Origin of the sequence: Mycobacterium paraintracellulare (assembly GCF_000276825.1) — a bacterium.
Lineage (GTDB): Bacteria > Actinomycetota > Actinomycetes > Mycobacteriales > Mycobacteriaceae > Mycobacterium > Mycobacterium intracellulare.
The window spans coordinates 150,389-174,856 of the sequence record NC_016948.1 but is presented as its reverse complement, the minus strand read 5'-3'; the positions used below and the strand labels follow the sequence as shown (position 1 = coordinate 174,856).

The window sequence follows — 24,468 nt, the reverse complement described above, 5'->3', positions numbered from 1 at the left end:
CCTTCATAAACGCCGACTAACGTCGTTGACATGCGATTCGCCTTCAAGACTTCTCCGCAGAACACCACCTGGGCCCAGATGCTGGCCGTCTGGCAGGCCGCAGACGACATCGACGTCTACGAATCCGGGTGGACCTTCGACCACTTCTACCCGATCTTCTCCGACAGCAGCGGGCCCTGTCTGGAGGGGTGGACGACGCTGACGGCGCTGGCACAGGCCACCACGCGATTGCGGCTGGGCACCCTGGTCACCGGGATCCACTACCGCCACCCCGCGGTGCTGGCCAACATGGCGGCCGCCCTCGACATCATCTCCAACGGGCGCCTCGAGCTGGGGATCGGCGCCGGCTGGAACGAGGAGGAATCCGGCGCCTACGGCATCGAGCTGGGCAGCATCAAGGAACGCTTCGACCGCTTCGAGGAAGCCTGCGAGGTGTTGACCAGCCTTTTGACCACGGACTGCTCCGATTTTCAAGGCAGGTTCTATCAGCTCAAGGGTGCCCGCAACGAGCCCAAGGGGCCGCAGCGTCCGCACCCCCCGATCTGCATCGGCGGCAGCGGCGAGAAGCGCACGCTGCGGATCACCGCCCGCTACGCCCAGCACTGGAACTTCGTCGGCGGCCCGCCCGACGTTTTCGCCCACAAGCGTGACGTCCTCGCCGCACACTGCGCGGACATCGGCCGCGATCCGAAGGAGATCACCCTCTCGGCGCACCTGCGCCTCGAGCCGGACCTCGACTACGGGAAGGTCGTCGCGGACGCCGCCGGACTCGCCGCCGAAGGGCTCGACCTCGGGATCGTCTACCTACCCCCGCCACACGACCCCGCCGTGCTGGAACCGCTCGCCGAGGCGATCCGCGATTCGGGATTACTCGACGGATAGCACCGATTTTCGGGCCCCGCCCCTGGCGCTCAGGCGAAAATCCCGCCCGCCGGCCGCGGAGCAAACCCGCCGGGCGCCCGCAGGCGCGGCGGCAGAGTGGTCACGCGCCGAAGAGCAGTAGATCCTGGGCGGTGACCAACCGCTCGTGCTTGGCGGGGAACTCGCGACTTTTTACCGGGTGACGCAACCATGACCAGGCCATTCGCCCCATCCGCGTCCGGGGTACTGGGTGGATATGCACAAAAACCACTCCTGCAATCGGTCCGTCCATCCGGGAAACAGTGTGACCCCCCTGTGAGCGGGCTCACAGGGGATTATTAGACACCCACCGTCTGGCAAACTGCGGAAGACGCGCCGAACGAACCAGCGCGTGTTTCTGGTGTGACTGGTGTTACTACTGAAGCGGTACCGCGGTGGGCTTGATCGGCGCCGGCAGCGCGGTGGAACCCATCATGAACCGGTCCGCCGCCGCGGCGGCCGCCCGGCCCTCAGCAATCGCCCAAACGATCAATGACTGGCCGCGACCCATGTCCCCGGCTACGAAGACGCCCGGAACCGACGTCTCGAAGTCGGCGCCGCGCGCGACGTTGCCGCGCTCGGTGAGCTTGACTCCGAGCTCGGTGAGCAGGCCCTCCTTCTCGGGCCCGACGAATCCCATCGCCAGCAACACCAGGTCGGCCTCGAGTTCGAAATCGGAGCCGTCGACCTTGACGAACTTGCCGCCCTCCATGGTGACCTCGTGCGCCTTGAGCGCCGTGACGCGACCGTCCCGGCCGACGAACTGCTCGGTGTTGACGGAGAACACCCGCTCGCCGCCCTCTTCGTGCGCCGCGGAGACCCGGTACATCAGCGGGTAGGTCGGCCACGGGGTGGACGGGGCGCGCGTCTCCGGTGGGCGCGGCATGATCTCGAACTGGTGCACCTCGGTGGCGCCCTGCCGGTGCACGGTGCCCAGGCAGTCGGCGCCGGTGTCACCGCCGCCGATGATGATGACCTTCTTGCCTTTGGCGGTGAGCGGCGGTTGCCCGTCGGCGTCCACCTCGCCTTCGCCCAGATCACCCAACGCTTGCCGGTTGCCCCAGGGCAGGAATTCCATCGCCTGATGGATGCCGTCCAATTCCCGGCCGGGAACGGGCAGATCGCGCCAGGCGGTCGCACCGCCGGCCAGCACCACCGCGTCGAAGTCGGAGCGCAGCTGCTCGGCGCTGATGTCGACCCCGACGTTGACGCCCGCCCGGAACTCGGTTCCCTCGGCGCGCATCTGGTCCAACCGGCGGTCGAGCACGCGCTTTTCCATCTTGAATTCCGGGATGCCGTAGCGCAGCAAGCCGCCGATGCGGTCGGCCCGCTCGAAGACGGTGACGCTGTGGCCGGCGCGGGTCAGCTGCTGAGCGGCGGCCAGGCCCGCGGGTCCGGAACCGACCACGGCGACCTTTTTCCCGGTCAGCTTCTCCGGCGGAAGCGGCCGCACCCAGCCCTCGTCGAAGGCCTTGTCGATGATCTCCAGCTCGATCTGCTTGATCGTCACCGGATCCTGGTTGATGCCGAGCACACAGGCCGGCTCACACGGCGCCGGGCACAGCCGGCCGGTGAAGTCCGGGAAGTTGTTGGTGGCGTGCAGCCGTTCGATCGCGGCCTGCCACTGGTCCCTGCGGACCAGGTCATTCCACTCCGGAATCAGGTTGCCCAGCGGACAACCGTTGTGACAGAACGGAATACCGCAGTCCATGCAGCGGGTCGCCTGCTCGCGCAGGGTCTCGTTGTCGAAATCCTCGTAGACCTCGCGCCAGTCGCGCAACCGCAGCGGGACCGGCCGGCGCTTCGGCAATTCCCGGTGCGTGTATTTCAGGAAGCCGCTCGGATCAGCCATGGGCGGCCGCCATGATCGCCTTGTCGACATCGGCGCCGTCGCGTTCCGCATCGGCGATGGCCTGCAGCACCCGCTTGAAGTCGCGCGGCATCACCTTGGCGAAATGCCGGCGCTCCTCCGGCCAGTCACCCAGAATGCGCTGACCCACAGCGGAATCGGTGGCATCAACGTGTGCCTGGATCATGCCGTGCAACCACTCGTCGTCATCCTCATCCAAGCTCTCGAGCTCGACCATCTCCGTGTTGAGATTTCCTGGCAATTCGCCGTGCGGGTCGTAGATGTACGCCACCCCGCCGGACATGCCGGCCGCGAAGTTGCGGCCGGTGCGACCGAGGACGACGACCTTGCCGCCGGTCATGTATTCACACCCGTGGTCCCCGACACCCTCGACGACGGCGTGCGCCCCGGAGTTGCGGACCGCGAACCGCTCGCCGACGACACCGCGCAGGTACGCCTCACCGCTGGTCGCGCCGAACAGGATCACGTTGCCGCCGATGATGTTGTCCTCGGCCACGTAGTCCTGCGGGGCGTCGTCCGACGGCCGAACCACGATCCGGCCACCGGACAGACCCTTGCCGACGTAGTCGTTGGCGTCGCCGTAGACGCGCAGGGTGATGCCGCGCGGCACGAACGCGCCGAAGCTGTTGCCCGCCGAGCCGTCGAAGGTGATGTCGATGGTCCCGTCCGGCAACCCTTGACCGCCATAGGCTTTGGTGACCTCGTGGCCGAGCATGGTGCCCACCGTGCGGTTGACGTTGCTGATCGTGGTCGAGAAACGCACCGGCGTACCGGAATCCAGTGCCTCGCGGCTCATCACGATCAACTGCTGGTCGAGCGCCTTGTCCAGGCCGTGGTCCTGACGCGAGGTGCAGTACAGGTCCTGGTTCATAAACGCCGATTCCGGCTCGTGCAGGACCGGGTCCAGGTCGAGCCGGTGCGCCTTCCAGTGGGCGCGCGCCAACGTGGTGTCGAGCGCCTTGACCTGCCCGATCGCCTCGTTGAGGGTGCGGAATCCCAACTGCGCCATGTATTCGCGGACCTCTTCGGCGATGAACATGAAGAAGTTCTCGACGAACTCGGGCTTGCCGGTGAAACGTTCGCGCAGCACCGGGTTCTGGGTGGCCACCCCGACGGGGCAGGTGTCGAGGTGGCAGACCCGCATCATGATGCAGCCGGACACCACCAGCGGCGCGGTGGCGAAGCCAAATTCCTCGGCGCCGAGCAGCGCCGCGATCATCACGTCGCGACCCGTCTTGAGCTGGCCGTCGACCTGGACCACGATCCGGTCGCGTAACCCGTTGAGCAGCAACGTCTGCTGCGTCTCGGCCAGCCCCAGCTCCCACGGCGCCCCGGCGTGCTTCATCGAGGTCATCGGCGTCGCGCCGGTGCCGCCGTCGTGCCCGGAGATCAGGACCACGTCGGCGTGGGCCTTGGACACGCCCGCCGCCACCGTGCCGACGCCGTTCTCGGAGACCAGCTTGACGTGCACGCGCGCCGCCGGGTTGGCGTTCTTCAGGTCGTGGATCAGCTGTGCCAGGTCCTCGATGGAGTAGATGTCGTGGTGCGGCGGCGGTGAGATCAGGCCGACGCCGGGGGTGGAGTGGCGGACTTCGGCCACCCACGGGTACACCTTGTGCCCCGGAAGCTGGCCTCCCTCACCGGGTTTCGCGCCCTGGGCCATCTTGATCTGGATGTCGGTGCAGTTCGTCAGGTAGTGCGAGGTGACACCGAACCGGCCCGAGGCGACCTGTTTGATCGCGCTGCGCCGCCAGGCCCCGTCGGGGTCGCGGTCGAAGCGCTTGACGTCCTCGCCGCCCTCGCCGCTGTTGGACCGGCCGCCCAGCCGGTTCATCGCGATGGCCAGCGTCTCGTGGGCCTCCGCCGAGATCGAGCCGTAGCTCATCGCCCCGGTGGAGAAGCGTTTGACGATTTCGCTTGCGGGCTCGACCTCTTCGAGCGGGATCGGTTCCCGCACACCGGCGCGGAACTTGAGCAGGCCGCGCAGGGACGCCATGCGCTCGCTCTGGTCGTCGACCAGGCGGGTGTAGTCCTTGAACACCTTGTACTGGCCGGTGCGCGTGGCGTGCTGCAGCTTGAAGACGGTCTCGGGGTTGAACAGGTGGTACTCGCCCTCGCGGCGCCACTGGTATTCCCCGCCCACCTCGAGCTCGCGGTGGGCGCGTTCGCCCGGCCGGTCCAGGTAGGCCAGGGCGTGGCGGGCGGCGACGTCGGCGGCGATGTCGTCCAGGGTGATCCCGCCGATGGGACAGCTCAACCCGGTGAAGTATTCGTTGAGCACATCCTCGGAGATGCCGACCGCCTGGAACAACTGCGCACCGGTGTAGGAGGCGAGCGTCGAAATGCCCATCTTGGACATCACTTTCAGCACACCCTTGCCGGCCGCCTTGATGTAGTTGTTCAGCGCCGTCTTGCGGTCGATGCCCTCGATCACGCCCCGGTCGAGCATGTCCTCGATCGACTCGAACGCCAGGTACGGGTTGATCGCCGCGGCGCCGAAGCTGACCAGCGCCGCCATGTGGTGCACCTCGCGGGCGTCACCGGTCTCCACCACCAGACCCACGTGGGTGCGTGTCCGGTCGCGCACCAGGTGGTGGTGCACCCCCGCCACCGCGAGCAGCGACGGAATGGGCGCCATCCGTTCGTCGGATTCGCGGTCGGACAGGATGATCACCCGCGCGCCGTCGGCGATCGCCGCCGATGCCTGCGCGCGCACGTCCTCGAGGGCGGCGGCCAGCCCGGCGCCACCTTCGGCCACCGGGTAAAGGCAGCGAATCACCTTGGAACGCATGCCATGCGGGCGTCCGTTGACCTCGTCGTCCGGGTTGAGGTTGATCAGCTTCGCCAGCTCCCGGTTGCGCAGGATCGGCTGCGGCAGCGCGATCTGGTGACACGAGAGCTCGGTCGGGGTGAGCAGGTCACGCTCGCCGCCGGTGGTGCCCTGCAGGCTGGTCACCACCTCCTCACGGATGGCGTCCAGCGGCGGGTTGGTCACCTGCGCGAACAGCTGCTGGAAGTAGTCGTAGAGCATCCGGGGCCGCTGGGAGAGCACCGCGACCGGGGTGTCGGTGCCCATCGACCCGATCGGCTCGGCGCCGCTGCGCACCATCGGCGCCACCAACAGGTTGAGTTCCTCGTAGGTGTAGCCAAATGTCTGCTGGCGCTTGACCAGTCGGTCATGCGGCATCCGCTTGTAGTGGCCCTGCGGCAGGTCGTCGAGGGGGACCAGGTTCTTGTCCAGCCACTCCTGGTAGGGGTGCTCGGCGGCCAGCTCCGCTTTGATCTCCTCGTCGGAGACGATGCGGCCCTGCGCGGTGTCCACCAGGAACATGCGGCCGGGCTGCAGCCGCATCCGACGCACCACCTTGGCCGGGTCCAGGTCCAGCACGCCGGCCTCGGACGCCATCACCACCAAACCGTCTTCGGTGACCCAGATCCGCGAGGGGCGCAAGCCATTACGGTCGAGCACCGCGCCGATGATCGTGCCGTCGGTGAAGGTGATCGACGCCGGCCCGTCCCACGGCTCCATCAGCGAGGCGTGGTAGCGGTAGAACGCGCGGCGCGCGGGGTCCATCGACTCGTTGCGCTCCCACGCCTCGGGAATCATCATCAGCACGGCGTGGGCCAGGCTGCGCCCGCCGAGGTGCAGCAGCTCGAGCGCCTCGTCGAAGCGCGCGGTGTCGGACGCGCCGGGCGTGCAGATCGGGAACAACTTCTCGACGTCGGCTTCCGAGCCGAACACGTCGGTCTTGATCAACGCCTCGCGGGCCCGCATCCAGTTCTCGTTGCCGGTGACGGTGTTGATCTCACCGTTGTGGGCGACGCGGCGGAACGGATGCGCCAGCGGCCACGACGGAAAAGTGTTGGTGGAGAACCGCGAGTGCACGATTCCCAGGGCGCTGGTCAACCGATTGTCTTGCAGGTCAAGGTAAAACGCCTTGAGCTGCGGGGTGGTCAGCATGCCCTTGTAGACCAGGGTCTGACCCGAAAGGCTCGGGAAGTAAACGGTTTCGCGGCCGGGGCCGTCTTGGCCCGGGCCCTTGGTGCCCAGTTCGTGCTCGGCGCGCTTGCGCACCACGTAGGCCCGGCGCTCCAGCGTCATACCGGACGCCCCCGCCATGAACACCTGCCGGAAGGTGGGCATCGCGTCGCGCGACAGCGCGCCCAGCGACGAGTCGTCGGTGGGGACGTTGCGCCAGCCCAGCACGGTCAGGCCCTCGGCTTCGGCGATCTTCTCCACCGCGGCGCACGCGGTCGCGGCGTCCTTGGACGATTGCGGCAGGAAGGCGATGCCGGTGGCGTAGCTGCCCGCCGGCGGCAACTCGAAGTCCACGACTTCGCGCAGGAAGGCATCGGGAACCTGAAGCATGATGCCGGCACCGTCGCCGCTGCGCGGCTCGGCGCCCTGGGCACCCCGGTGTTCGAGGTTGAGCAGCGCGGTGATTGCCTTATCGACGATGTCGCGGCTGCGGCGGCCGTGCATATCGACGACCATGGCTACCCCGCACGCGTCGTGCTCGAACGCGGGGTTGTATAACCCGACGCGCTTGGGCGTCATATGCACCTGACCCTTCACCTGAACGTTCTGCGCGGCCGTTACCAGCGGCCCCGATGAGATCGCACCCCGGACGTTGCGGGCGAATATCCCTTCGGTCTTGTCTCGATAGGCTGTGCCCCAGGCGGAGATGATCCTGTTCGGGATGTCCGTGCAGCTCTGAACGGTGGCCTGGAACCGGTCTCGACAAGTCGTAAAACGATATGACAATACCCGCCTGACATGCCAACTTCGTCAAGTCTAAACCGTCGGCGGGCACCCTCGTAAATTTCGCGGTTGCCGCTGATCGGCACTCGTGCGGTGCCGGGGTGCGGGCCGGTGATTTCCACCACGGCCGGCCTTCCACCGCGCGCTCGCGGCCTCGATCGACGGGCCGCGATAAGTTTGCTGCTGGCGCTTTGCGGTCCCGGTGGTAACGGCGCCTACGCCGGGGATCGACGTGCTCAGTGCCGCGATCGCGGCGGCGCGCCGATCCCGCAGCGAACCGGGCCGGGTTTGCGGGTTCCCACGCCGCCCGCGTGAGGAGATACTGGACCGGTATTGGTCACGTCCGGCGTCGCACGCCGGACCGTGGCGCTTATCACGTAACACGGCGCGACGACCGACCGCCCGGCACCTGAGGAGCCCATGAACGAGCGCGACGAATTCCTGCGGGACCGTCTGCAGCCCGCGCAGAAAACTGCGGCGGCCCGCCCGCCTGGCCCCCCTGCGCACGGGCCCCACGCCGCCCCGCGGCCACCGGCCCCGGCCCCGGCCCCCGCCCCGCCCCGGCCGTCCGCTCCGCCGCAGGGCTGGGCACCGGCGCCCCCGTCTCCCGCCGCCGCCCCGTCCTTGCGGCCACCACCCGCCGTGGCGCCGCAGCAACCCGCCCCTGCGCCGCCGCCCTCGCAGGACCTCCCCGACCGCGGTTGGCGACGCGTCCTGCGGATCGCCACCTTCGGCCTGATCACCCTGGGCCCTTCCCCGGCCCAGCGGCAGGAGGCTCAGTTCGAGGCGACCATCCAGACCCGCCTGCACGGCAACTACAAGGTCGGTGTGCTGGGCAAGGGCGGCGTGGGCAAGACCTCGGTGGCCGCCAGTGTCGGCTCGCTGTTCGCCCAACTCCGCCGGCAAGACCACGTCGTGGCGATCGACGCCGACACCGCCTTCGGGCGCCTCAGCAGCCGCATCGATCCGGGATCGACGCGCTCGTTCTGGGAGCTCACCGCCGACAAGAACCTGCGGTCCTTCGACGATGTGGTGGCGCGCCTGGGCCGCAATTCCGCGGGCCTGCACGTGCTCGGCGGCGAACCGGCGTCCGGACCGCGCCGCGTGCTCGATCCCGCGATCTACCGGGAGGCCGCGCTGCGGCTGGATCGCCATTTCACGATCTCGGTCATCGACTGCGGTTCGACGATGGACGCGCCGCTGACCCAGGAGGTGCTGCGCGATCTGGACGCGCTGATCGTGGTGTCCTCGCCCTGGGCCGACGGCGCGTCCGCCGCCGCGCGGACCATGGAATGGCTCGCGGATCAGGGCCTGACGACGCTGCTGCAGCACAGCATCGTGGTGCTCAACGATTCGGACGGCCACGCGGACAAACGCACCCGGGCGTTGCTGGCCCGCGAGTTCACCGATCACGGGCGGCCGGTCATCGAGGTGCCGTTCGACCCGCACCTGCGACCGGGCGGGGTCATCGACGTGGCCCGGGAAATGGCCCCGGCCACGCGGCGCAAGTTCCTCGAGATCACCGCGACCATCGCCGGCTATTTCGCGGCGCGCCCCCACCGCCCGGGCGAGCGCGGGCCGAAAGACCAATAGGCCTAGGCGTTCTCGGCAGCGTTGCCCGCCCGCGCCGACGGGTCGGCGATCGCCTCGATTTTGGTCACGCGCGCGCCGCGGATCGTCAGCACGATAACGGCGAACAATCGACGATCGCTGAAGGCCAGCAACACCGGCGCCCCGACCGGACCGCCGACCAGCGTCACGTCCGGCCACAGGTAGCGCAGCAGGTTGGTCGCCACCGCGTCGGGCCCGTGGTTGACCTGTGGTGGCGGCGCCGGGTCGGCGAGAATCGTGCCCACACCCCAGACCGTCGGATCCAGGACGGCGGCCAGCGCGGCGAGATCGCCGTTGGCGCACGCGGTGATGAACTTCTCCGTGACGAGCTGATGCTCGGCCACGGCCACGTCATTCATATTCGGTTGCGCGGCAACGAATTTGGCCCGCGCCCGACGCGCCAGCTGGCGGCAGGTGCCGACGGGACGGCCCACGGTTTCCGCGATCGAGTCGAAGGGAACGCCGAACACGTCGTGCAGCACGAAGCTCACCCGCTCACCGGGGCTGAGCCTCCGCAGGACCTCCAACAGCGCGCTGCGGACCTCGTCGTCGAGGGTGATCCGGTCGGCCGGGTCGGACCGGCGTGGTGCCGGCCGCTCCTCGACGTCGCCGGGGCGTTCGTAACGGGCGCGCGCGGAGCGCACCTGGTCGAGGCAGAGCCGGCTCGCGACTACGGTCAGCCAGCCCCGGACATCCTCGATGTCGCCGACCTCGGCGCGTGAGAGCCGCAGGAATGCCTCCTGCGCAACGTCTTCCGCGTCGCCGATGTCGCCCAGCATCTGGTAGGCCAGGTTGACCAGATACGGGCGGTGATGGCGCCAGGCCTCGGCGACCTGGTCGCCCGTTGACTGCGACTGGTTCATGACTCTTCGACGATCCGCCGCCCCGAAAAGTTACAGGTTCTGTCGTGTAACTTTCCCACCTTTTGCCCCGTCCTTGCAGCAGTGCACAAATCCACGAAAGGAACCGTCCCATGACAATCGTCGTCACCGGTGCGACCGGTAACGTCGGGCGCCCGCTCGTCGCGGACCTGCTTGCCGCAGGCGCGCGCGTGCGCGCGATCACCCGACAGCCGGGGCCGGCCGGATTTCCCCCCGAGGTCGAGGTGTTCGCTTCGGCCACCGAGGCGCTGCCGGGCGCGTCGGCGGTCTTTTTGAACTCCCGCGCGCTGCGCGGGCAGCTCGAAGAAGTGGTGGCCGAATGCGGGCGCGCCGGCGTCGGGAAACTGGTCGCCCTGTCGGCGATCAACGCCGACGACGACTTGTCCCGCCAGCCGTCCCGATTTCGCGGCGACCGCAACAAGGAGGTCGAACGGCTCGCCGTCGACTCCGGGCTGGCCTGGGTGAGCCTGCGGCCCAGCGTGTTCGCGTCGAACTTCGCCGGCATGTGGTCCGCGCAGCTCCGCGCCGGCGACGTGGTCGCGGGGCCGTACGCCGCGGCGTCGACGGCGCCGATCGTCGAGACGGACATCGCGGCGGTAGGGGCGCGCGCGTTGCTCACCGACGAGCTTGCCGGACAGCGCATTCCGTTGACGGGCCCACAGGCTTTCACCAACTCGGAGCTGGTGCAGGTCATCGGCGCCGTGCTGGGCCGGCCGCTCCAATACCTGGAGGTTCCCACAGACGCTGTGCGGCAACGCTTCCTGGGCTTGGGATTCAGCGCCGGATTCGCCGACGCCTACATCGCCATGCTCGCCGAATCGCTCGACAAGCCCGCGCTGGTCACCCACGACGTCGAGAAGATCCTCGGCCGCCCGGCACTTCCGTTCGGCCACTGGGTCGCCGAGCACCGCGACGTCTTCACCAACGAGAACCACGGAGCCTGACATGACCGAACCGCGTCCCCCGCGCTACCTCAAGCCCATGAACAAGTTCATGATGGCGGTGCAACGTCTGGGCATCCCGACCGGGCCGGCCATGGTGCTCACCGTGCCCGGGCGCAAGACGGGTCAACCGCGCAGCACGCCGATGACGCCGTTCGACTTCCAGGGCGGCCTCTATGTGGTGGCCGGCTATCCCGGGGCCGACTGGGCGGCAAACGCCCGGGCGGCGGGCACCGGCACGTTGCGCCGCGGCCGTCGCTCACGCCGGGTCCGGATCGTCGAACTGTCCGCCGGCGAGGCCCGGCCGGTGCTGCGGGAGTTCCCCGCCAAAGTGCCGGTCGGCGTGGCGTTCGCGAAACGTTCCGGGATGGTGCGCGACGGGACCGCGGACGAATTCGAAGCCCTGGCGGGCCGACTCGCCGTCTTCCGCTTCGAACCGGCGTGACGCGCCGGGTCACCAGACGATGGCGGCCATGTCGCGGTTGTCCGAACACACGCTGCGCACCGCCGCCTCGATATCGTCGGCGGAGATGATCTGCAGGTCCTCGACCGTCACCGGTTGGCCCGCCCGCTTTTGCGCGACCACCCGGGTGTCGCGGAAGCCCTCGGCACGTTCGACGACATTGCGGGCGAACCGGCCGTTCTGCATGGCGTCGATGCCGTGGCGCCCACCGGGAGTGGTGTAGTTGCGGATGGTCGTGGCCGCGTCCAGGAACTTCTCGCGCGCGGCGTCGTCGAGCAGGCTGGCGCGCGGCGTCGCATAACGGTGCGCGATCTCGACGATCTCCGCCGGTGAGTAGGACTCGAAGCGCAGCTTGCGGTTGAACCGGCCGGCCAAACCCGGGTTCACGGTGAGGAATTGGTCCACCTGGTCTTCGTAGCCCGCGCCGATGAAACAGAAATCGAAGCGGTGCGTTTCCAGCGCGACGAGGAGCTGGTTGACGGCCTCCATGCCGATCATGTCGGGCGTGCCGTCCTGGTGGCGCTCGATCAGGGAGTAGAACTCGTCCATGAAAATGATTCGGCCGAGCGACTTTTCGATCAGTTCGTTGGTCTTGGGTCCCGACTCCCCGATGAAGTGACCGCAGAAATCCGAACGGCGCACCTCCCGGATCTCGGGGTGGCGCACGATCCCCATGCCCGCGTAGATCTTGCCCAGCGCCTCGGCGGTGGTCGTCTTACCGGTACCCGGCGGGCCGACCAGCAGCATGTGGTTGGTCTGCCCTTCCACCGGCAGGCCGTGCTCGAGGCGCATCATCCGCACCTCGAGCTGGTCTTCCAGCGCCGCGACGGCCTGCTTGACGGCGGCCAGCCCCACCTGCTTGGCCAGCAGCTTGCGCCCCTCGGCCAGCAGCTCGGCCCGCCGGTCGGCGGTGGCGTCGTCGTCGAGTTCGTCGCGGCTCTTGGCCGTCGAGGCGTCCCAACGGTCGGTGCGGCTGTCGATGGTCTCTTCGTCGGTGACCACCAGGTGCAGGTTCGGGTCGGCCAGCGCTTCTTTGGCCGCCGCGGTCAGGACCCCGTTGATGGTGGCCTTGGACAGCCAGATCTGGGCCTTGTCCTCCTCACGCAGCTGGCGGTGCACCATCCCGCGCACGTACGCCAGATCCGCCACGAGCAGCGGAATGTCGGCCGGGCCGATCGACGCGGTCAGCACGTCGGCGTCGAAGCGCGACGACGACTGGGTGTGCCCGATCACGTCCACGCGGTCCAGCCAGTCGAGGGCGACCCGGCCCTGCCCGAGGTGGGCGGCGGCGTGCGCGGCCAGCGCGCAGATCGACGCCGTCACCGCCGACATCACGATCGCCTGCGGGGGCAACTCCTCGGCGGCCGCGAGCAGGACGTCGGGCCAGCGTTGTGTCCGGTACATCAGGAAGGTGCGGGCCAGCTGGTGCCACTGGTAGTTGGTCCAGGAGTCCAGCAGGTCGCGGTTGGCCAGCAGCCGGTCGGCCTCGGCGTACTCCCCGGCGATCGTCAACGCGGACGAGAGCGCCAGCCCGACCTGCGATGCGTCGGTGACGGTGATGCCGATGTAGGGGCCTAGCTGAATCTCCGCGGCCAGCGTCTGCCCGATCCGCGTGGTCTCCCGGTGCAGCCATTCGCTGGTGGCATAGAGACGCCGCAACGAGTCCAGGTCGCTGTCGCCGCAGGCGATGCGCCCCAGCCACGCATCGGCCATCGACGCGTCGGCGTCGGTCGCGGCGACGAACTCCGGCAGGGCCGCCGCCCGGCCCTGGCGGCCCATGATCCCCATGGCCCGGTCGAAATGCCTTCGGGCCGTTTGTAAATCACCCATCACATCCCCCATCGCGAGCGCCGCGACCGTGGTCATCGGGGTTGCGGGTAGCCGCCCTTGGCCGGAGCGAGCTGCCGCCGCGTGCGCTCATCAAACTATGCCTCAAACTCGCGTTGCCGAACTTCTACGTGCCGACCGACATGGTGACCGGATCCAGGCTGACGTAGCGGTGCTCGGCGCGGAACATGTCCATCTCGGCAAGCCAATTCTTCCCCGCGGCACTGACATTCACCACCGAGGGTCCTACTTGCTCGATGATCACCTCGAACCCGTGGCGCTGCCCCTCGGAGAGCCTGACGCCCGCGGGCGCGATGGTGATCACCGTCGCCGGCCGGGGGGTGGGCGAGATCGCGGCGTCCCGAATGTCGGTGCCCCCGCCGTCGGGGGCACCGTTGCCGTCCCTGCCCCGCCGCGCGGCGTATTCCACCACACTGACGGTGGTGCGCGGTGCCGGGCGCGAGCCGTTGACGACGCTGATCTCCGGCATCCGCACGCTGACCCAGCGCGCCATGTCACGGGTGTGCACGCAGACTCGTTCCCCGGCGCCCGCGGTGCGGATCACGATCCGCTTGGCGATCGGGTCGTCGGCGGCGACGAATACGCGCGACAGTTCACCGGCGTCGGTGACCGGCACCAGCAGCCGGTCGCCGTTGCTGAGTTTCCCGATCAGCACGCCCGAGGGCCCGATCTCGGTGACCAGCTCGGCGGGCAGCGGGCTGCGCCGGATTCCGCGCAGGTGCGGCCGGGGTCCGCACATGTTGGCCGAAGCCGCCGCGGCCTGCTCGCCGTTGAGCCGGCGCAAGATCACGCTGGGCGGGGTGGGCGCCGGTGTCGGCGTGCGCACCGTGATGGTCGCGGTGCACTGCCCGTCGGGATACACCGTGATGTTCTGGATGACCTCGTCGGCGCGCAGCGTCCACGCCTGCGACAGGTGGCGCGACGTGATCGCCTCGGGCGGATACGCATAGGTGGTCAGCCAGCCCGCTTCCCCGCGGATGGCTTTCCATCGCTGCGCCGGTCCCGACACCGCGTCCCAGCCGAGCCGGCGATCGAGCTCGATCAAATCGGTGGCGTTGGCCACCTTGGCCCGCAGGCCTTCACAGCGCAGCAGGCCCGCGATGCGCTGCGCGACCGAAATCGCCGCCGCGCCAACGGTCGTGCGCCACACCAACGCGTGCGCGTTGTCGAGCACCGCCAGCCGCATGATCAGCCACGTTTCGCGCCGGCCCGCGTACGGCGGGGTGCCGATCTCGGAGTCGTACACCCGCGGATAGTCGCCGACGGTGCCGTGCCGGGAACCGATGCTGACGACGCTGATCGAGTCGAGCTGCAGGCCGAGGGCCTGGCGCAGCATCGGCACCAGTTCGACGACGTCGAGCACGTTTTCGGTCTCGACGGTCACCGACCCGGTCACCATGGTGGCCCGATGCGCTCTGCCCAGCAGCTGCACCGCGACCACGGCGACACCGTCCTGCACGCGCACGCCGCCACCGGATCGGTTGTTGGCCACGGTGATTGGGGCCGACCAGTCGATCGGGCGCCGGCCGCGCCGCCACAGCACGGCCCACGACCACGCCGGCTGGCCCCACCAGCGCACGAACACCAGCGCGATGCCCACCACCACGGCGACCGCGGCGCCGATGTAGCCGGCCAGCAGCCAACTCGCGAGCGCGAGCACGAACACCACCCACACCCCGACGACCCGGCGATTGCTGCCGCGGCTGAACCCGGTGAGGTTGGGCCTCATCGCGCCCTCCGCAACCGCGCGGCGATCGCGAACACGAGCACGCCGGCGGCCACCACCCCCAGGAATCCGATGGCGATGTTGCGCGCCCGGTGGTCCGGCGGTGGGGGCGGCGCCGCCGGGGTGATGACCCGGCTCTGCGCGCCCGGCGGCATCCGGTCACCCGGCGGGATGTTGAAGGTCAACGCGGCGACCGGGTCCACCAGCCCGTAGCCGACCTTGTTGTCGACCCCGGCGGGCGGATTGTGGGCCGACTGCACGATCCGGTTGATCACCTGGTGCGCGGACAGGTCGGGGTACTTCGCGCGCACCAGCGCCGCGACGCCGCTGACGTAGGCCGCCGAGAAGCTGGTTCCCCAGAACGGCATGTTCTTCTCGCCCGGCCTCGACGGCGGGTAGGCGTTGACCGGCCCGCCGCCCTGGGGCGAGAGACCCATGATGTGCGTCCCCGGTGCGGCGACGCCGACCCACGGCCCCGACATGCTCTTGTCCAGGGCGCCGCCACTGGCATCGACGGCGCCCACCGACAGGACGTAATCGGAGAACCACGACGGCGCCGAGACGACCTTGACCTGATGCCAGTCCCGCGGATCCGACGGGTCCAGCGGGTCGTACATCGGGTTGTTGTTGCAGCCGGCTTCCCCGTCGTTGCCGGCCGCCGCCACGATCACCGCGTCCTTCGCTGTGGCCGCGTACCACAGCGCCGCGCCCAGGGCCCGTTGATCGGCCGGGGCCGCCGCGGGCAGGCACGCGGTGACCGAGATGTTGATCACCTTCGCACCCATGTTGGCGGCATGAACCACCGCGCGCGCAACCGAATTCAGCGTGCCGGCCTTGACTTTCTCGTCGGAGTTGGGATCCCCCGGCGGCGGGTTGACCGGTTCGAAGGCCCGCGAGGACTGCCGGATCGAGATGATCGTCGCGTGCGGGGCCACACCCACCACCCCGTCGGGTGCCCCCGGGGGAAGCGGCGGCACCGCGGGTTCTTCCTCGGTCTGCGGATCGGGTGGCCCGTTCGATGCGGCGGTGGCGCCGCCGCCCTCCGGCGGCGGGGGCGGCGGTGGCGGCGGCGGAAGAACCTGGGTGATCGTCACCGGCGGCGGCGGGGGCGGCGGCGCCATCGGGGGCGGCACCTCGACCGGTGGCGGAGGCGCCCCGGCGACCGGTGGCGGCCCGGCCGGCGGCGGGAACGCGGGAGTGGCCGGCATGGGCCGCGGCATCGGCAAAATCCCTTGCGGCGCAGCGCCGATGATCGAGCTGACAATGGTGCCATGGGCGTCGCAGTCCATCAGGCCGTCCTCGCCCATGATGTAGTCGCCACCGGGTACCACCGGCAGCCGCGGGTTCGGCGTCACCCCGGTGTCGATCACCGCGACGGGCACCCCGTTGCCGGTGCTGTATTGCCACGCCTTGGCGATGTTGAGCAGGTTGAACCCCGGAGCCAGCTGCGCCACGTCGGGGTTTCGCACGACGATCGGCGACGAACAGCTGTTGGCCCGGCGCATCGGCTGTTCGGGCCGCGGCGGTCCGTCGGGGGGCACCATCCCGGGATCCACCGAGGGCGGTGTGATCGCTTGGGCGGCAGGGATATTGGCGGATAACGCGACCAGGGTCAGGGCGGCGGTCAGCGCCGCAACGGTTCTCAGTGGCGAATCCACGTGAAGAGCCCTCCCAGGGCCGCCGCCGCCGGCAGCAGAACGATGAATGCGAGCACTTCCACCCATTCCACGGTCAACCGGATGAACGGTCTGAACCGCATGGCCGGAACCAAAAGCGCTGCGGCCAAACCCAATCCGGCGAACGTCGCCACCGCCACCACCGGCCACAGCAATCCCGCCATGGCGTCGTGGGCCCCGGCGACGGCGTATTTGACGACCCCCGCGCACACCGCGGCCGACGCCCCGCACACCAGCGCGACGGCCTGGTATTTGGCGGCGAATCCGCGGCCCTGGGTGATGAAGATCCCCACCACCAGGCCGGCGACCACCAGCGCCAACCACGCCCACGGGCGGCCCGGCGTCAAGACCCACCAGACCGCGGCGGGCAGCACGATCGAGACCCCGACGCACAGTCCCACCTGGACCGCGTTGACCAGGCGCGCCGAGGCGGCGATCGCGGCGCCGCGCGCGGTGATGTCGGTGAGTTCGTTGTCCTCGTCCTCGGATTCGTCCTCGCTGACCGGGGACACGGTGTCGACCGGCATCCCCTCGCGCCGCGCGAACAGGTCCCGTCCGGTGATCGACCCGAAGTGCGGCGGCCTGACCCGGGCCACCCACAACGCGATCAGCGGGGTCATCCGGACGAGGACCAGCAATCCGACCAACACGCACACCGCCAATACCTGCGCCGAGGCGGGGCGGAACATCCGGACGGCGGCAACGACGGCCAGGACGCCGCACACCGTCACGACGGCGGTGACCACCGCGGTCTGCCACCGGTTGCGTGCCGTCACCCCGATGGCGACGGCACCCAGGATCACCACCACGGCGCCGATCAGCCCGTGCGCCGCGCCCAGCACACCCGGCGGCGCGCAGGCGCCGGCGGTGGCCAGCGAGACCACCGCGAGCCAGGCGAACCCGCTGAACAGATCGCGCCGCTCCCGCCACCCGCTTCGCACCACCAGGGTCGCGATGACCAACAGGACGCCGACCCCGCCCGCCACCGCCGCCGGGATCGGGCCGTCGGTGAAGGTCCGTGCCCGCAGCGTCAGGGCCACCACCACCGAGACCGCCATCGCGATGACCGCGACCGCCGTGTGCGCGGCCGTCAGCGGCGTCACCGGCGCGAACATCCGATCCCCGCCGTCGCGGCCCAGCCACTTGCCCATCGCGGCCAGGCCCGTCGACAGGGACTCGTACTGCGGTTCGAACGACTCCCCGTCGACCCTGGGCACCAGCACCAGGGTGTCGCCGTCCTGGACGCCGAGCTCGTCGAGGCTCTTATTGATATCGAGCCGGACCCCATTGATCTTGTGGAGTTCGTAGCTGCCGGCCGGCAACGAAATGCCGTCAAAACCTTTGCGCTTCAGGTCCGCGTCGAACAGCTCGACCATTCCCTCGAAGAATCCCTCCATCGGAATTCCGGCGGGGAAGACTTGGGAACACAGATGCTTCTCGTAAGAAATGTTGACCGCACAACGCGCCGGAAAAGCGACCTTATGCGGCGAGGTCACGGTACCGCCCGCTCGGCGTCTGGAATGTATTTGTCGGCCAGCCCCGCGGTGATTTCAAAGAGGCGCAACCGCGTCTTTTTCTTCAACTCGTGAACCGTATCGATGATGCCGCCTTTGGCAAGATGCGGATCAAACGGCAGCGCCTCGACGGTCGCGCCGACCTTGGTGAACCGCTCGGTCAGGTACGCCAGCGCGTCCTTGTCGGTGATCTGGTCGGTGTGGTTCACGATCACGGTGCTGCGCGAGACCAACTCGTGGTAGCCCTGCGACCGCAGGTAATCCACCGCCCGCAGCACCGGACGCGAGCGGTCCGCGGTGATCCCCGAAACGAACACGAGGGTGTCGGTGTTCTCCAATACCGGCTTCATCACTTCGTGTTCGAGATCGGGGGAGGTGTCGACGATCATCACCGTGTGGGTGCGCCGCAGCCGCGACAGCACCCCGGAGAACATCGCCGGCACCAGCGGCCTGGGTTGGTCCGAGGTCCGGTTGCCGGCCAGCACGTCGAGCCCGATTGCGTTCTGCCCCAGATGTTCTCGGATATCAGCGTAGCCCTGGACATCGGTGTCGTTGATGATCGCGGTGTAGTCGCCCGGCGGGGAGTCGTCGATGCGGTCGGCCAGGGTGCCGAATCCGGGGACGGCGTCGATCGCAATCACGTTCTGCGGGCGGCATTCCCGGAACACGCCACCGAGGCAGGCCGTGAGCGTCGTGACCCCGACGCCACCCTTGCCGGAGACCACGGTGATCACATACTGCCGTCGAATATGCCGGCGGATGCGGTTTTGTAAGTCACGGTAGTGCCGTTCTCGGGGCGATTCACCGAGATTTATTTGTCGAAATGAGATGGCGTAAATGAATTTACGCCATCCTGACCCCGGTGGAATCTTTCGTGGTGCGGCCAGATCGGTAATTCGCATCGTGTCGGATACCGAATCCGGGAAGTTGCTGCCCCCTGACGGATCCCCCCGTCTGAGCGCTCCTTCGTCCGACATATTCGGGTCATTCCAAGGGCTCGTCACGACGAGATGCTAACACGGTTCGCGATACCGCGTTTACCCGTTGAGAAACCACCCATCAAGCGCGACAGGCGTTGTTATTACAAGACTTTGGTTAACTAAGTTACTTCGGCATCCGATAACACCGTCACACCACCCGCCGATACGAGTGCCACTCGTCGCCGGCGGGCAGCCGGCGGATGAGCCGTTGCACCGCTCCGCCGATGTCGCTGCGCGAGCCGGGCGAAAGAATCTGGTACCGGCGCTGCCCCGAGATGACGCTTTCGATGCACACGCGGCCCCCGGGGGTGTCGACGATCGACACCGTCGCATCGCCGACGGCCACGCGCGCCAGTTCGTCGGGCCCGACGCCCGCCTGCAGCGCGACGATGTTCGCGTGCGCCGAGCGCGCGGGATCGGCGGCGGTGAGAACCACCTGCAGCTGGTCGGCGTCGAGGCGCTGTTCGAGCAGGAATGCGCGCAGGCTGGCGGTGTCGCGCACCGAGTTCAGCAATTGCTCGGTGTCCAGGGTGATCGGCCGCAGCGGCGCCGCCTCGGCCACGCCGCACAGCCGCTCGATCTGACCCACCACGAGCTCGCTGGCCGAGGATTCGTTGCTGGCCGTGCCGGCCGGGTACAGACGCACCATCTCACCGTGCCGCTCCAAGACCACCCACCAGGTCGCGAAGCGGTTGATCGACGCGCGCGTGGGCTCGCGACCCGGCACGCCCATCATCACGACCAGACCCAGGTCGCGCCGCAGCAGGACGGTGAGCCATTCGCGGATCATCGGGTCGACGTTGCCGGCCTCATCGAGTGCGCCGGCGGCTATCAGGTCGGCGGCCGCGGGGTGGCCCAGCGCGCGTTCGGGGGTGTCCAGCCGCGGCAGCATCGGCCGCAACCCCAGCTCAGGGCATGTTTGCTCGACACCGGTGATCGCCTGCAACACCCATAGGCCATCGACCGTCGTCGTCAGCATGTCGCCCCGCCCCTAATCAGCGACTCCCTCGAATCGGCGTAGCAGAGACCGAAGGTGGGGCACATACGCTCGGCGCTCTGCCCCACCTTCGCTGGTCCCGGTGGTCGAGCGGGCTCAGAACAGGCCGGCGATGTGCTGGTCGGTGCTGAGCGCGCTGTCGAGCACGTGCGAGGTCGTCTGGCCGTGCTGGCGGATGGTGTCGATGAGGCCCTGCAACCCCGACAGCATCTGCGCCTGCGCCTCGAAGAAGCCCGACGCGCCGTGGCCGGCGAAGAATTCCTGCAGCGCGTGCGTCCGGTTGGAGGTGTCGTCGAAAATGGACTGCAACTGGCCGGCGCGGGAGGCGACGTCGGTGGCGAAGTCGGCTACGGCACCCGGGTTGTAAGTGATCGGGTCGGACATGGTGAATTTCCTTTCAAAAGACCTTTATGAATTGACGAATGGGTGGGCGGGTCAGGAGCCGTGGCCGCCGAATAGGGCGGTAAAGGCGTGCGAGGAATCCGCCTCGTGGCCTTCCATCAGTGCCGCCGCCTTCGTGAGGCCCTCGGCCAGGCGGGTGCCGCCGGTCAACACTTTGTTCAAGTCGTTTTGAACCTCGATGGCCGTCGCGTGCGACGCGGCGACCGCGTCACCGGACCAGGTGGCCGGGTTCATCACATTTTCCTGATTTGCGACGTATCCCTGACCGATCCCGATCGCATGTTCCATGTTTGCCTGAATCGCGTTTGAAGTATCGCGAAGCATTTGCGGGGTCACCTTGATTGTCACGGAATTCTCCTTCTGCGGTTGGCCGCCCCCCGTAAGGGCATGAAGCGAAGTGTATGGCGGCTATTCGGACCTGTCGATTCACCTTTCACCAGGGGGTGTGCTTCAGACTCTGGCGTCGACAACCCGCACGGTCGCCGGCTGTTCGGCTTTGTCACGGGATCCGCGGTCGCCTCCCGCCGCATGCCCCACGGGCATGCCGCCCATCGGGGCGCCGCCCGTCGTCGTGGTCTGCGGTCGCATGGCCTCGGCGCCCAACGCACCGGCCGGGCGCAACCCCACCGGCCGGCCACTGGTGGCGGGCTCGAATGCGCTGACCGGACGGGTGAAAGTGCTCGCGGGGACGCCCGCACTGCCCAGGGACGCGCCCCCGCCGGCCTCCGCCGCCGAAAGCCCGGTGGCCGAGACCGCGGAAACCGCGGGCGTCGCCCCGCCCATGCCCATGGCGCCGGGATTGGCGAACATGCCCATCAGCGGCTGCATCATCTGCATCGGGGCCTGCATCGCCTGCATGGGAGCCTGCATCATCTGCGGGGCCGCCCCCATCATCTGCTGCACGGGCTGCATGAACGTGCCGGCCTGACCCATGAAGTCCTGGGCGCCCGAGGTCGCCTGCCCCGCGCCCTGCGTACCGGTCTGGGCGCCCTGCATGGCGGCGCGCATGCCGTCGCCCGCGCCCATTTGCGCCGCGGACTCCCCCACCGCCGCCGCGGCCTGCGCCGGCGCCGCCGGCGAGGCGCCCATGGTCGCGATCGGCGGCGGAATGGTCAGGCTCGAGGACAAGGCCGTGAGGATCGATCCGTAGCTGGCCCCGACCGCGGAGTTGTTCGGCCACATCGACCCGAAGTACTCGAGCTCCAGCGACGTGATCCGTGGGGTGAGGGCGCCGAGCACCAGCGGGTTGATGCCGTAGTCGGTGGCGGTCTCGGTGCGGTTTTCGATGCATTCGGGCGCGGGCCGCATCGAGCCGTACGCCATCTGATACGCCGAGACCGCCGTCGAAACCACCGCCGGCTTCACGTCGACCCAGCCGGCGAGCCCGTGCAGCGACGCGTTGAGCGCGGTGGCGTTGGCCGCCGAGGCCAACGAACCGGCGCCGGTCCAGCTGGCCGACGTCGCGACGGTGTTGATCGTCGAGGCGATGCTGGAGCCGTGATGGGTGGCCGCCAGCGCGGTCCAGGCTGCCTGGTTGGCCAGATGAGTGACGACGCCCGCGCCGGCCTTGAGCAGCAGGTCGTTTTCCTCAGGTGTACGCGCAGCCCACCCAGGATCGGCCATGCGCACCTCCCCCTTTAAACGTTGCTAGCGACTAAGCGCCAATAGCCAGCGTCAGGCTGCGCATGAGCTCGGTGACCACATAGGTCCCCGAGGCGAGGGTCTGCGTGCCGGAGAACAAGCCGCGTTGGGCGGCGTGCTCGGAAACCACGCCCAGGTAGCTCGCGCCGCACGCGTTCAGCGCCGCCGCGAACATCGCCGAGTCGGGGTCGCCGCCCATCGGCAGCACTCCCAGCAGGACCGGCGACGCCGCCGAGGCCGCGGCCTCGGTCTCCGCGCTGATCGCCGACTCGGCGGCTGCAGACGCCAGCACCGCCTCCGACTGCACCGAAACAACCATGATTCCCTCCGAACCCTCAACGCCAAAGCCACGTGCTCGGGGCCTTCTTGGGGCCTTAGTGTAGTGCGGATTGGTTGATCTTGTATTCACTGCCAATCGGCCGGATGCGTGGCCCCTGATTTCGGTAATTCAGGCTGGTCCCAAGCGCGAAACTGGTGATTTCCCACAAAGAGTCGTTAATAAACCTCAATCGCCACTCGAGACTCGGCAGTCACAAAATCCCCGTCTTTTCTCGCCGGGGCGTCGAGTTTGATGCCGAATGGCAGGTTCCGAACGGCGGCGTAATGGTGTCGGGGATATTTGCGGGAAATGGCGGGCGGGTGAGTGCGCGCCGGCTGTCGAGGTTATCGGAGTAAACATTTCGCGGCGCGTTAAGAACGGCTCCGTCGGTCCAGGCAGGCGGCTAGGCCGGGCCACGCCCGTCGCCGGCGAGCCGCAACAGAAGTCGGGTGCCACCGAGTGGGCTGGTCTGCAATGCCGCTGTGCCGCCGTGCAATTCGGCCTGCTGGGCGACCAGCGCCAGGCCCAGCCCCGATCCCGAACGTGAGGCCGTCGATCCGCGGGCGAAGCGCTCGAACACCGTGGCACGTTCGGATTCCGGGACGCCGGTGCCGTCGTCGTCGATCGCGATCTCCACGCCCTCGCCGGAACTGCTGACGGTCAGCTGGATCTTGCCGGCGTTGCCGTGCTTGACGGCGTTGGCGATCGCGTTGTCGATCACCAGCCGCAGGCCGGTGGGCAGCCCGACCATCAGCACCGTCGGCGAGGGCACCAGGGAGACCTCGACGGCGGGGTAGCTGCGCAGCGCGTCGTGCGCGGCGCGGTCCAGCAGCTCGGTGATGTCGAAGGGGACGAAATCGTCGACGGTGGTCAGTTCGCCCTGCGCCAGCCGCTCCAGCGCCGTGAGCGTCCCTTCGATGCGGCTCTGGGTGCGGATGACGTCGCCGATGACCTCGTGCCGCTGCTCGGGCGGCAGGTCCAGGGTGGACAACACCTCGAGATTGGTGCGCATGGCCGTCAACGGCGTGCGCAGCTCGTGGGAGGCGACCGCCGCGAAGTCGCGCGCCGACTCGAGCGCCGCCTTGGTGCGCTGCTGTTCCTTGCCGATGCGGGCCAGCATCCCCTCCACCGCCTCGGCGATCTCCACCGCCTCGCGCACGCCGCGCACCTGGACCTCGTCCGGGCTGGACTGGGCGTTGATCGCACGGGCCTGCTGGGCCAGCAGCAGGAAGGGATTGACCATGATCAACGAGATCACCCAGCCCACCACGACCGTGCCACCGATGACGCTGGCGCAGATCAGCAACACCCGCAGGTGCAGTTCGTTGATCCGATGCTGGGCCTCGGCCAGCGGCGCGGCCAACGCTATCGAGGCGGGACCCGCGGTGAAGGTGCGAACGCGGTACTGCACCCCGTTGATGGTCGTGTTGGCGTAGCCGTCGGGCAGTTGGGGCAACACGATGCTGCTGGGCGCCGACACGGTCACCCCGCCGATGCGCGCGGTGCGCACCAGGTTGCCGTCCGGCATGTGCCGATCGGGGGTGGCGGGCGGCGCGGTGTTGAGCAGGCTGCTGATGTCGCCCAGGCTGCTGACCGAATCGAGCCGGCGATCGAGCTGGCTGTACTGGTCGTTGGTGACGCCCACCCACACCCAGGTGCCCAGCAGGACGACCAGCGTCATCACCGAGATGGCGGCGACGATGAGGATGGTGCGCAGCGACAGCACCCGCATCGGCAGCTGTACACGCGGGAAGACGCGGATGTCGGGCTCCTTTGTGGGTTCGTGACGACCAGCCTGAGTACAACCCTCACAGCCGCGGGGGTTCGGCACGTTCAAGCGCGATGGCGTTTCGCAAGAATTTACCGTCAACCGCGCCGCACCCGTGCCCGCCGCCGGCCGGGGACCGGACGCCGTTTGCTCGCCCGCATGGTGAGTG

17 protein-coding genes and 1 pseudogene are annotated in these 24,468 nt (G+C 68.7%); 4 read left to right on the top strand and 14 right to left on the bottom strand.

Annotated elements, in window-relative coordinates; all coding sequences use genetic code 11:
* The first annotated feature begins 30 nt into the window (after nucleotides 1-30).
* Nucleotides 31-882 (top strand): LLM class F420-dependent oxidoreductase, encoded by an 852-nt coding sequence (locus tag OCQ_RS00845; RefSeq protein ID WP_014383623.1) that lies wholly within the window; start codon nucleotides 31-33, stop codon nucleotides 880-882.
* 394 nt (nucleotides 883-1,276) lie between these two features.
* On the opposite strand, the gene OCQ_RS00840 is transcribed toward OCQ_RS00845, so the two are convergent.
* Entirely contained in the window at nucleotides 1,277-2,752 is a 1,476-nt protein-coding gene (locus tag OCQ_RS00840) for a glutamate synthase subunit beta (protein ID WP_008262914.1), read from the bottom strand.
* The gene (gltB, locus tag OCQ_RS00835) at nucleotides 2,745-7,328 is read right to left on the bottom strand and encodes a glutamate synthase large subunit (protein ID WP_008262912.1); all 4,584 of its coding nucleotides are present in this window, start codon (nucleotides 7,326-7,328) and stop codon (nucleotides 2,745-2,747) included. The genes OCQ_RS00840 and gltB overlap by 8 nt, the downstream gene beginning before the upstream one ends.
* A 624-nt stretch (nucleotides 7,329-7,952) precedes the next feature.
* Here gltB and OCQ_RS00830 point away from each other — a divergent pair.
* Nucleotides 7,953-9,125 carry a MinD/ParA family ATP-binding protein gene (locus OCQ_RS00830; RefSeq protein ID WP_231504820.1) on the top strand — a complete coding sequence of 391 codons (1,173 nt, stop codon included), beginning with the start codon at nucleotides 7,953-7,955 and terminating at the stop codon, nucleotides 9,123-9,125.
* 2 nt (nucleotides 9,126-9,127) lie between these two features.
* On the opposite strand, the gene sigI is transcribed toward OCQ_RS00830, so the two are convergent.
* Nucleotides 9,128-10,006, bottom strand: a complete 879-nt coding sequence (gene sigI, locus OCQ_RS00825) for an RNA polymerase sigma factor SigI (RefSeq protein ID WP_008262902.1) — start codon at nucleotides 10,004-10,006, stop codon at nucleotides 9,128-9,130.
* Between the two features lie 110 nt (nucleotides 10,007-10,116).
* Between sigI and OCQ_RS00820 the strand changes: the two genes are divergently transcribed.
* The gene (locus tag OCQ_RS00820; RefSeq protein ID WP_008262901.1) at nucleotides 10,117-10,968 is read left to right on the top strand and encodes an NAD(P)H-binding protein; all 852 of its coding nucleotides are present in this window, start codon (nucleotides 10,117-10,119) and stop codon (nucleotides 10,966-10,968) included.
* 1 nt (nucleotide 10,969) lies between these two features.
* Nucleotides 10,970-11,410: a nitroreductase family deazaflavin-dependent oxidoreductase gene (locus tag OCQ_RS00815; RefSeq protein ID WP_008262900.1), complete on the top strand. Its 441-nt coding sequence runs from the start codon at nucleotides 10,970-10,972 to the stop codon at nucleotides 11,408-11,410.
* 9 nt (nucleotides 11,411-11,419) lie between these two features.
* On the opposite strand, the gene eccA2 is transcribed toward OCQ_RS00815, so the two are convergent.
* The 11 genes and pseudogenes from eccA2 to OCQ_RS00760 form a co-directional block, all read right to left on the bottom strand.
* Nucleotides 11,420-13,270 carry a type VII secretion system ESX-2 AAA family ATPase EccA2 gene (eccA2, locus tag OCQ_RS00810; protein ID WP_170320649.1) on the bottom strand — a complete coding sequence of 617 codons (1,851 nt, stop codon included), beginning with the start codon at nucleotides 13,268-13,270 and terminating at the stop codon, nucleotides 11,420-11,422.
* 112 nt (nucleotides 13,271-13,382) lie between these two features.
* The gene (gene eccE / locus OCQ_RS00805; RefSeq protein WP_014378832.1) at nucleotides 13,383-15,005 is read right to left on the bottom strand and encodes a type VII secretion protein EccE; all 1,623 of its coding nucleotides are present in this window, start codon (nucleotides 15,003-15,005) and stop codon (nucleotides 13,383-13,385) included.
* Nucleotides 15,002-16,660: a type VII secretion system ESX-2 serine protease mycosin MycP2 gene (gene mycP2 / locus OCQ_RS00800; RefSeq protein WP_014383622.1), complete on the bottom strand. Its 1,659-nt coding sequence runs from the start codon at nucleotides 16,658-16,660 to the stop codon at nucleotides 15,002-15,004. Before mycP2 ends, eccE begins: the two co-directional genes overlap by 4 nt.
* A complete protein-coding gene (eccD, locus tag OCQ_RS00795) occupies nucleotides 16,645-18,174 on the bottom strand; it encodes a type VII secretion integral membrane protein EccD (RefSeq protein ID WP_080587972.1) in 1,530 nt (509 codons plus the stop codon). Before eccD ends, mycP2 begins: the two co-directional genes overlap by 16 nt.
* Nucleotides 18,171-19,196 (bottom strand): MinD/ParA family ATP-binding protein, encoded by a 1,026-nt coding sequence (locus OCQ_RS00790; RefSeq protein WP_008262890.1) that lies wholly within the window; start codon nucleotides 19,194-19,196, stop codon nucleotides 18,171-18,173. The genes eccD and OCQ_RS00790 overlap by 4 nt, the downstream gene beginning before the upstream one ends.
* A 124-nt stretch (nucleotides 19,197-19,320) precedes the next feature.
* Complete coding sequence (locus OCQ_RS00785) at nucleotides 19,321-20,151, bottom strand: ESX secretion-associated protein EspG (protein WP_009955255.1); 831 nt, start codon at nucleotides 20,149-20,151, stop codon at nucleotides 19,321-19,323.
* A gap of 114 nt (nucleotides 20,152-20,265) precedes the next feature.
* The gene (locus OCQ_RS00780) at nucleotides 20,266-20,553 is read right to left on the bottom strand and encodes a WXG100 family type VII secretion target (RefSeq protein ID WP_008262888.1); all 288 of its coding nucleotides are present in this window, start codon (nucleotides 20,551-20,553) and stop codon (nucleotides 20,266-20,268) included.
* A gap of 51 nt (nucleotides 20,554-20,604) precedes the next feature.
* Entirely contained in the window at nucleotides 20,605-20,895 is a 291-nt protein-coding gene (locus OCQ_RS00775) for a WXG100 family type VII secretion target (protein WP_136244239.1), read from the bottom strand.
* A 126-nt stretch (nucleotides 20,896-21,021) separates the two neighbouring features.
* The gene (locus tag OCQ_RS00770) at nucleotides 21,022-22,194 is read right to left on the bottom strand and encodes a PPE family protein (protein ID WP_014381602.1); all 1,173 of its coding nucleotides are present in this window, start codon (nucleotides 22,192-22,194) and stop codon (nucleotides 21,022-21,024) included.
* A gap of 106 nt (nucleotides 22,195-22,300) precedes the next feature.
* Nucleotides 22,301-22,531, bottom strand: a pseudogene (locus tag OCQ_RS00765) (PE domain-containing protein); the annotation flags it as partial.
* A gap of 403 nt (nucleotides 22,532-22,934) precedes the next feature.
* Nucleotides 22,935-24,263 carry a sensor histidine kinase gene (locus OCQ_RS00760; RefSeq protein WP_009956853.1) on the bottom strand — a complete coding sequence of 443 codons (1,329 nt, stop codon included), beginning with the start codon at nucleotides 24,261-24,263 and terminating at the stop codon, nucleotides 22,935-22,937.
* Nucleotides 24,264-24,468 lie beyond the last annotated feature (205 nt).

Coding starts and splice junctions, on each gene's coding strand:
- OCQ_RS00845 (WP_014383623.1), top strand. CDS start 31: ATGCGATTCGCCTTCAAGACTTCTCCGCAGAACACCACCTGGGCCCAG.
- OCQ_RS00840 (WP_008262914.1), bottom strand. CDS start 2,752: ATGGCTGATCCGAGCGGCTTCCTGAAATACACGCACCGGGAATTGCCG.
- gltB (WP_008262912.1), bottom strand. CDS start 7,328: ATGACGCCCAAGCGCGTCGGGTTATACAACCCCGCGTTCGAGCACGAC.
- OCQ_RS00830 (WP_231504820.1), top strand. CDS start 7,953: ATGAACGAGCGCGACGAATTCCTGCGGGACCGTCTGCAGCCCGCGCAG.
- sigI (WP_008262902.1), bottom strand. CDS start 10,006: ATGAACCAGTCGCAGTCAACGGGCGACCAGGTCGCCGAGGCCTGGCGC.
- OCQ_RS00820 (WP_008262901.1), top strand. CDS start 10,117: ATGACAATCGTCGTCACCGGTGCGACCGGTAACGTCGGGCGCCCGCTC.
- OCQ_RS00815 (WP_008262900.1), top strand. CDS start 10,970: ATGACCGAACCGCGTCCCCCGCGCTACCTCAAGCCCATGAACAAGTTC.
- eccA2 (WP_170320649.1), bottom strand. CDS start 13,270: ATGGGGGATGTGATGGGTGATTTACAAACGGCCCGAAGGCATTTCGAC.
- eccE (WP_014378832.1), bottom strand. CDS start 15,005: ATGAGGCCCAACCTCACCGGGTTCAGCCGCGGCAGCAATCGCCGGGTC.
- OCQ_RS00785 (WP_009955255.1), bottom strand. CDS start 20,151: ATGCTGACGACGACGGTCGATGGCCTATGGGTGTTGCAGGCGATCACC.
- OCQ_RS00780 (WP_008262888.1), bottom strand. CDS start 20,553: ATGTCCGACCCGATCACTTACAACCCGGGTGCCGTAGCCGACTTCGCC.
- OCQ_RS00775 (WP_136244239.1), bottom strand. CDS start 20,895: ATGCTTCGCGATACTTCAAACGCGATTCAGGCAAACATGGAACATGCG.
- OCQ_RS00770 (WP_014381602.1), bottom strand. CDS start 22,194: ATGGCCGATCCTGGGTGGGCTGCGCGTACACCTGAGGAAAACGACCTG.
- OCQ_RS00760 (WP_009956853.1), bottom strand. CDS start 24,263: ATGCGGGTGCTGTCGCTGCGCACCATCCTCATCGTCGCCGCCATCTCG.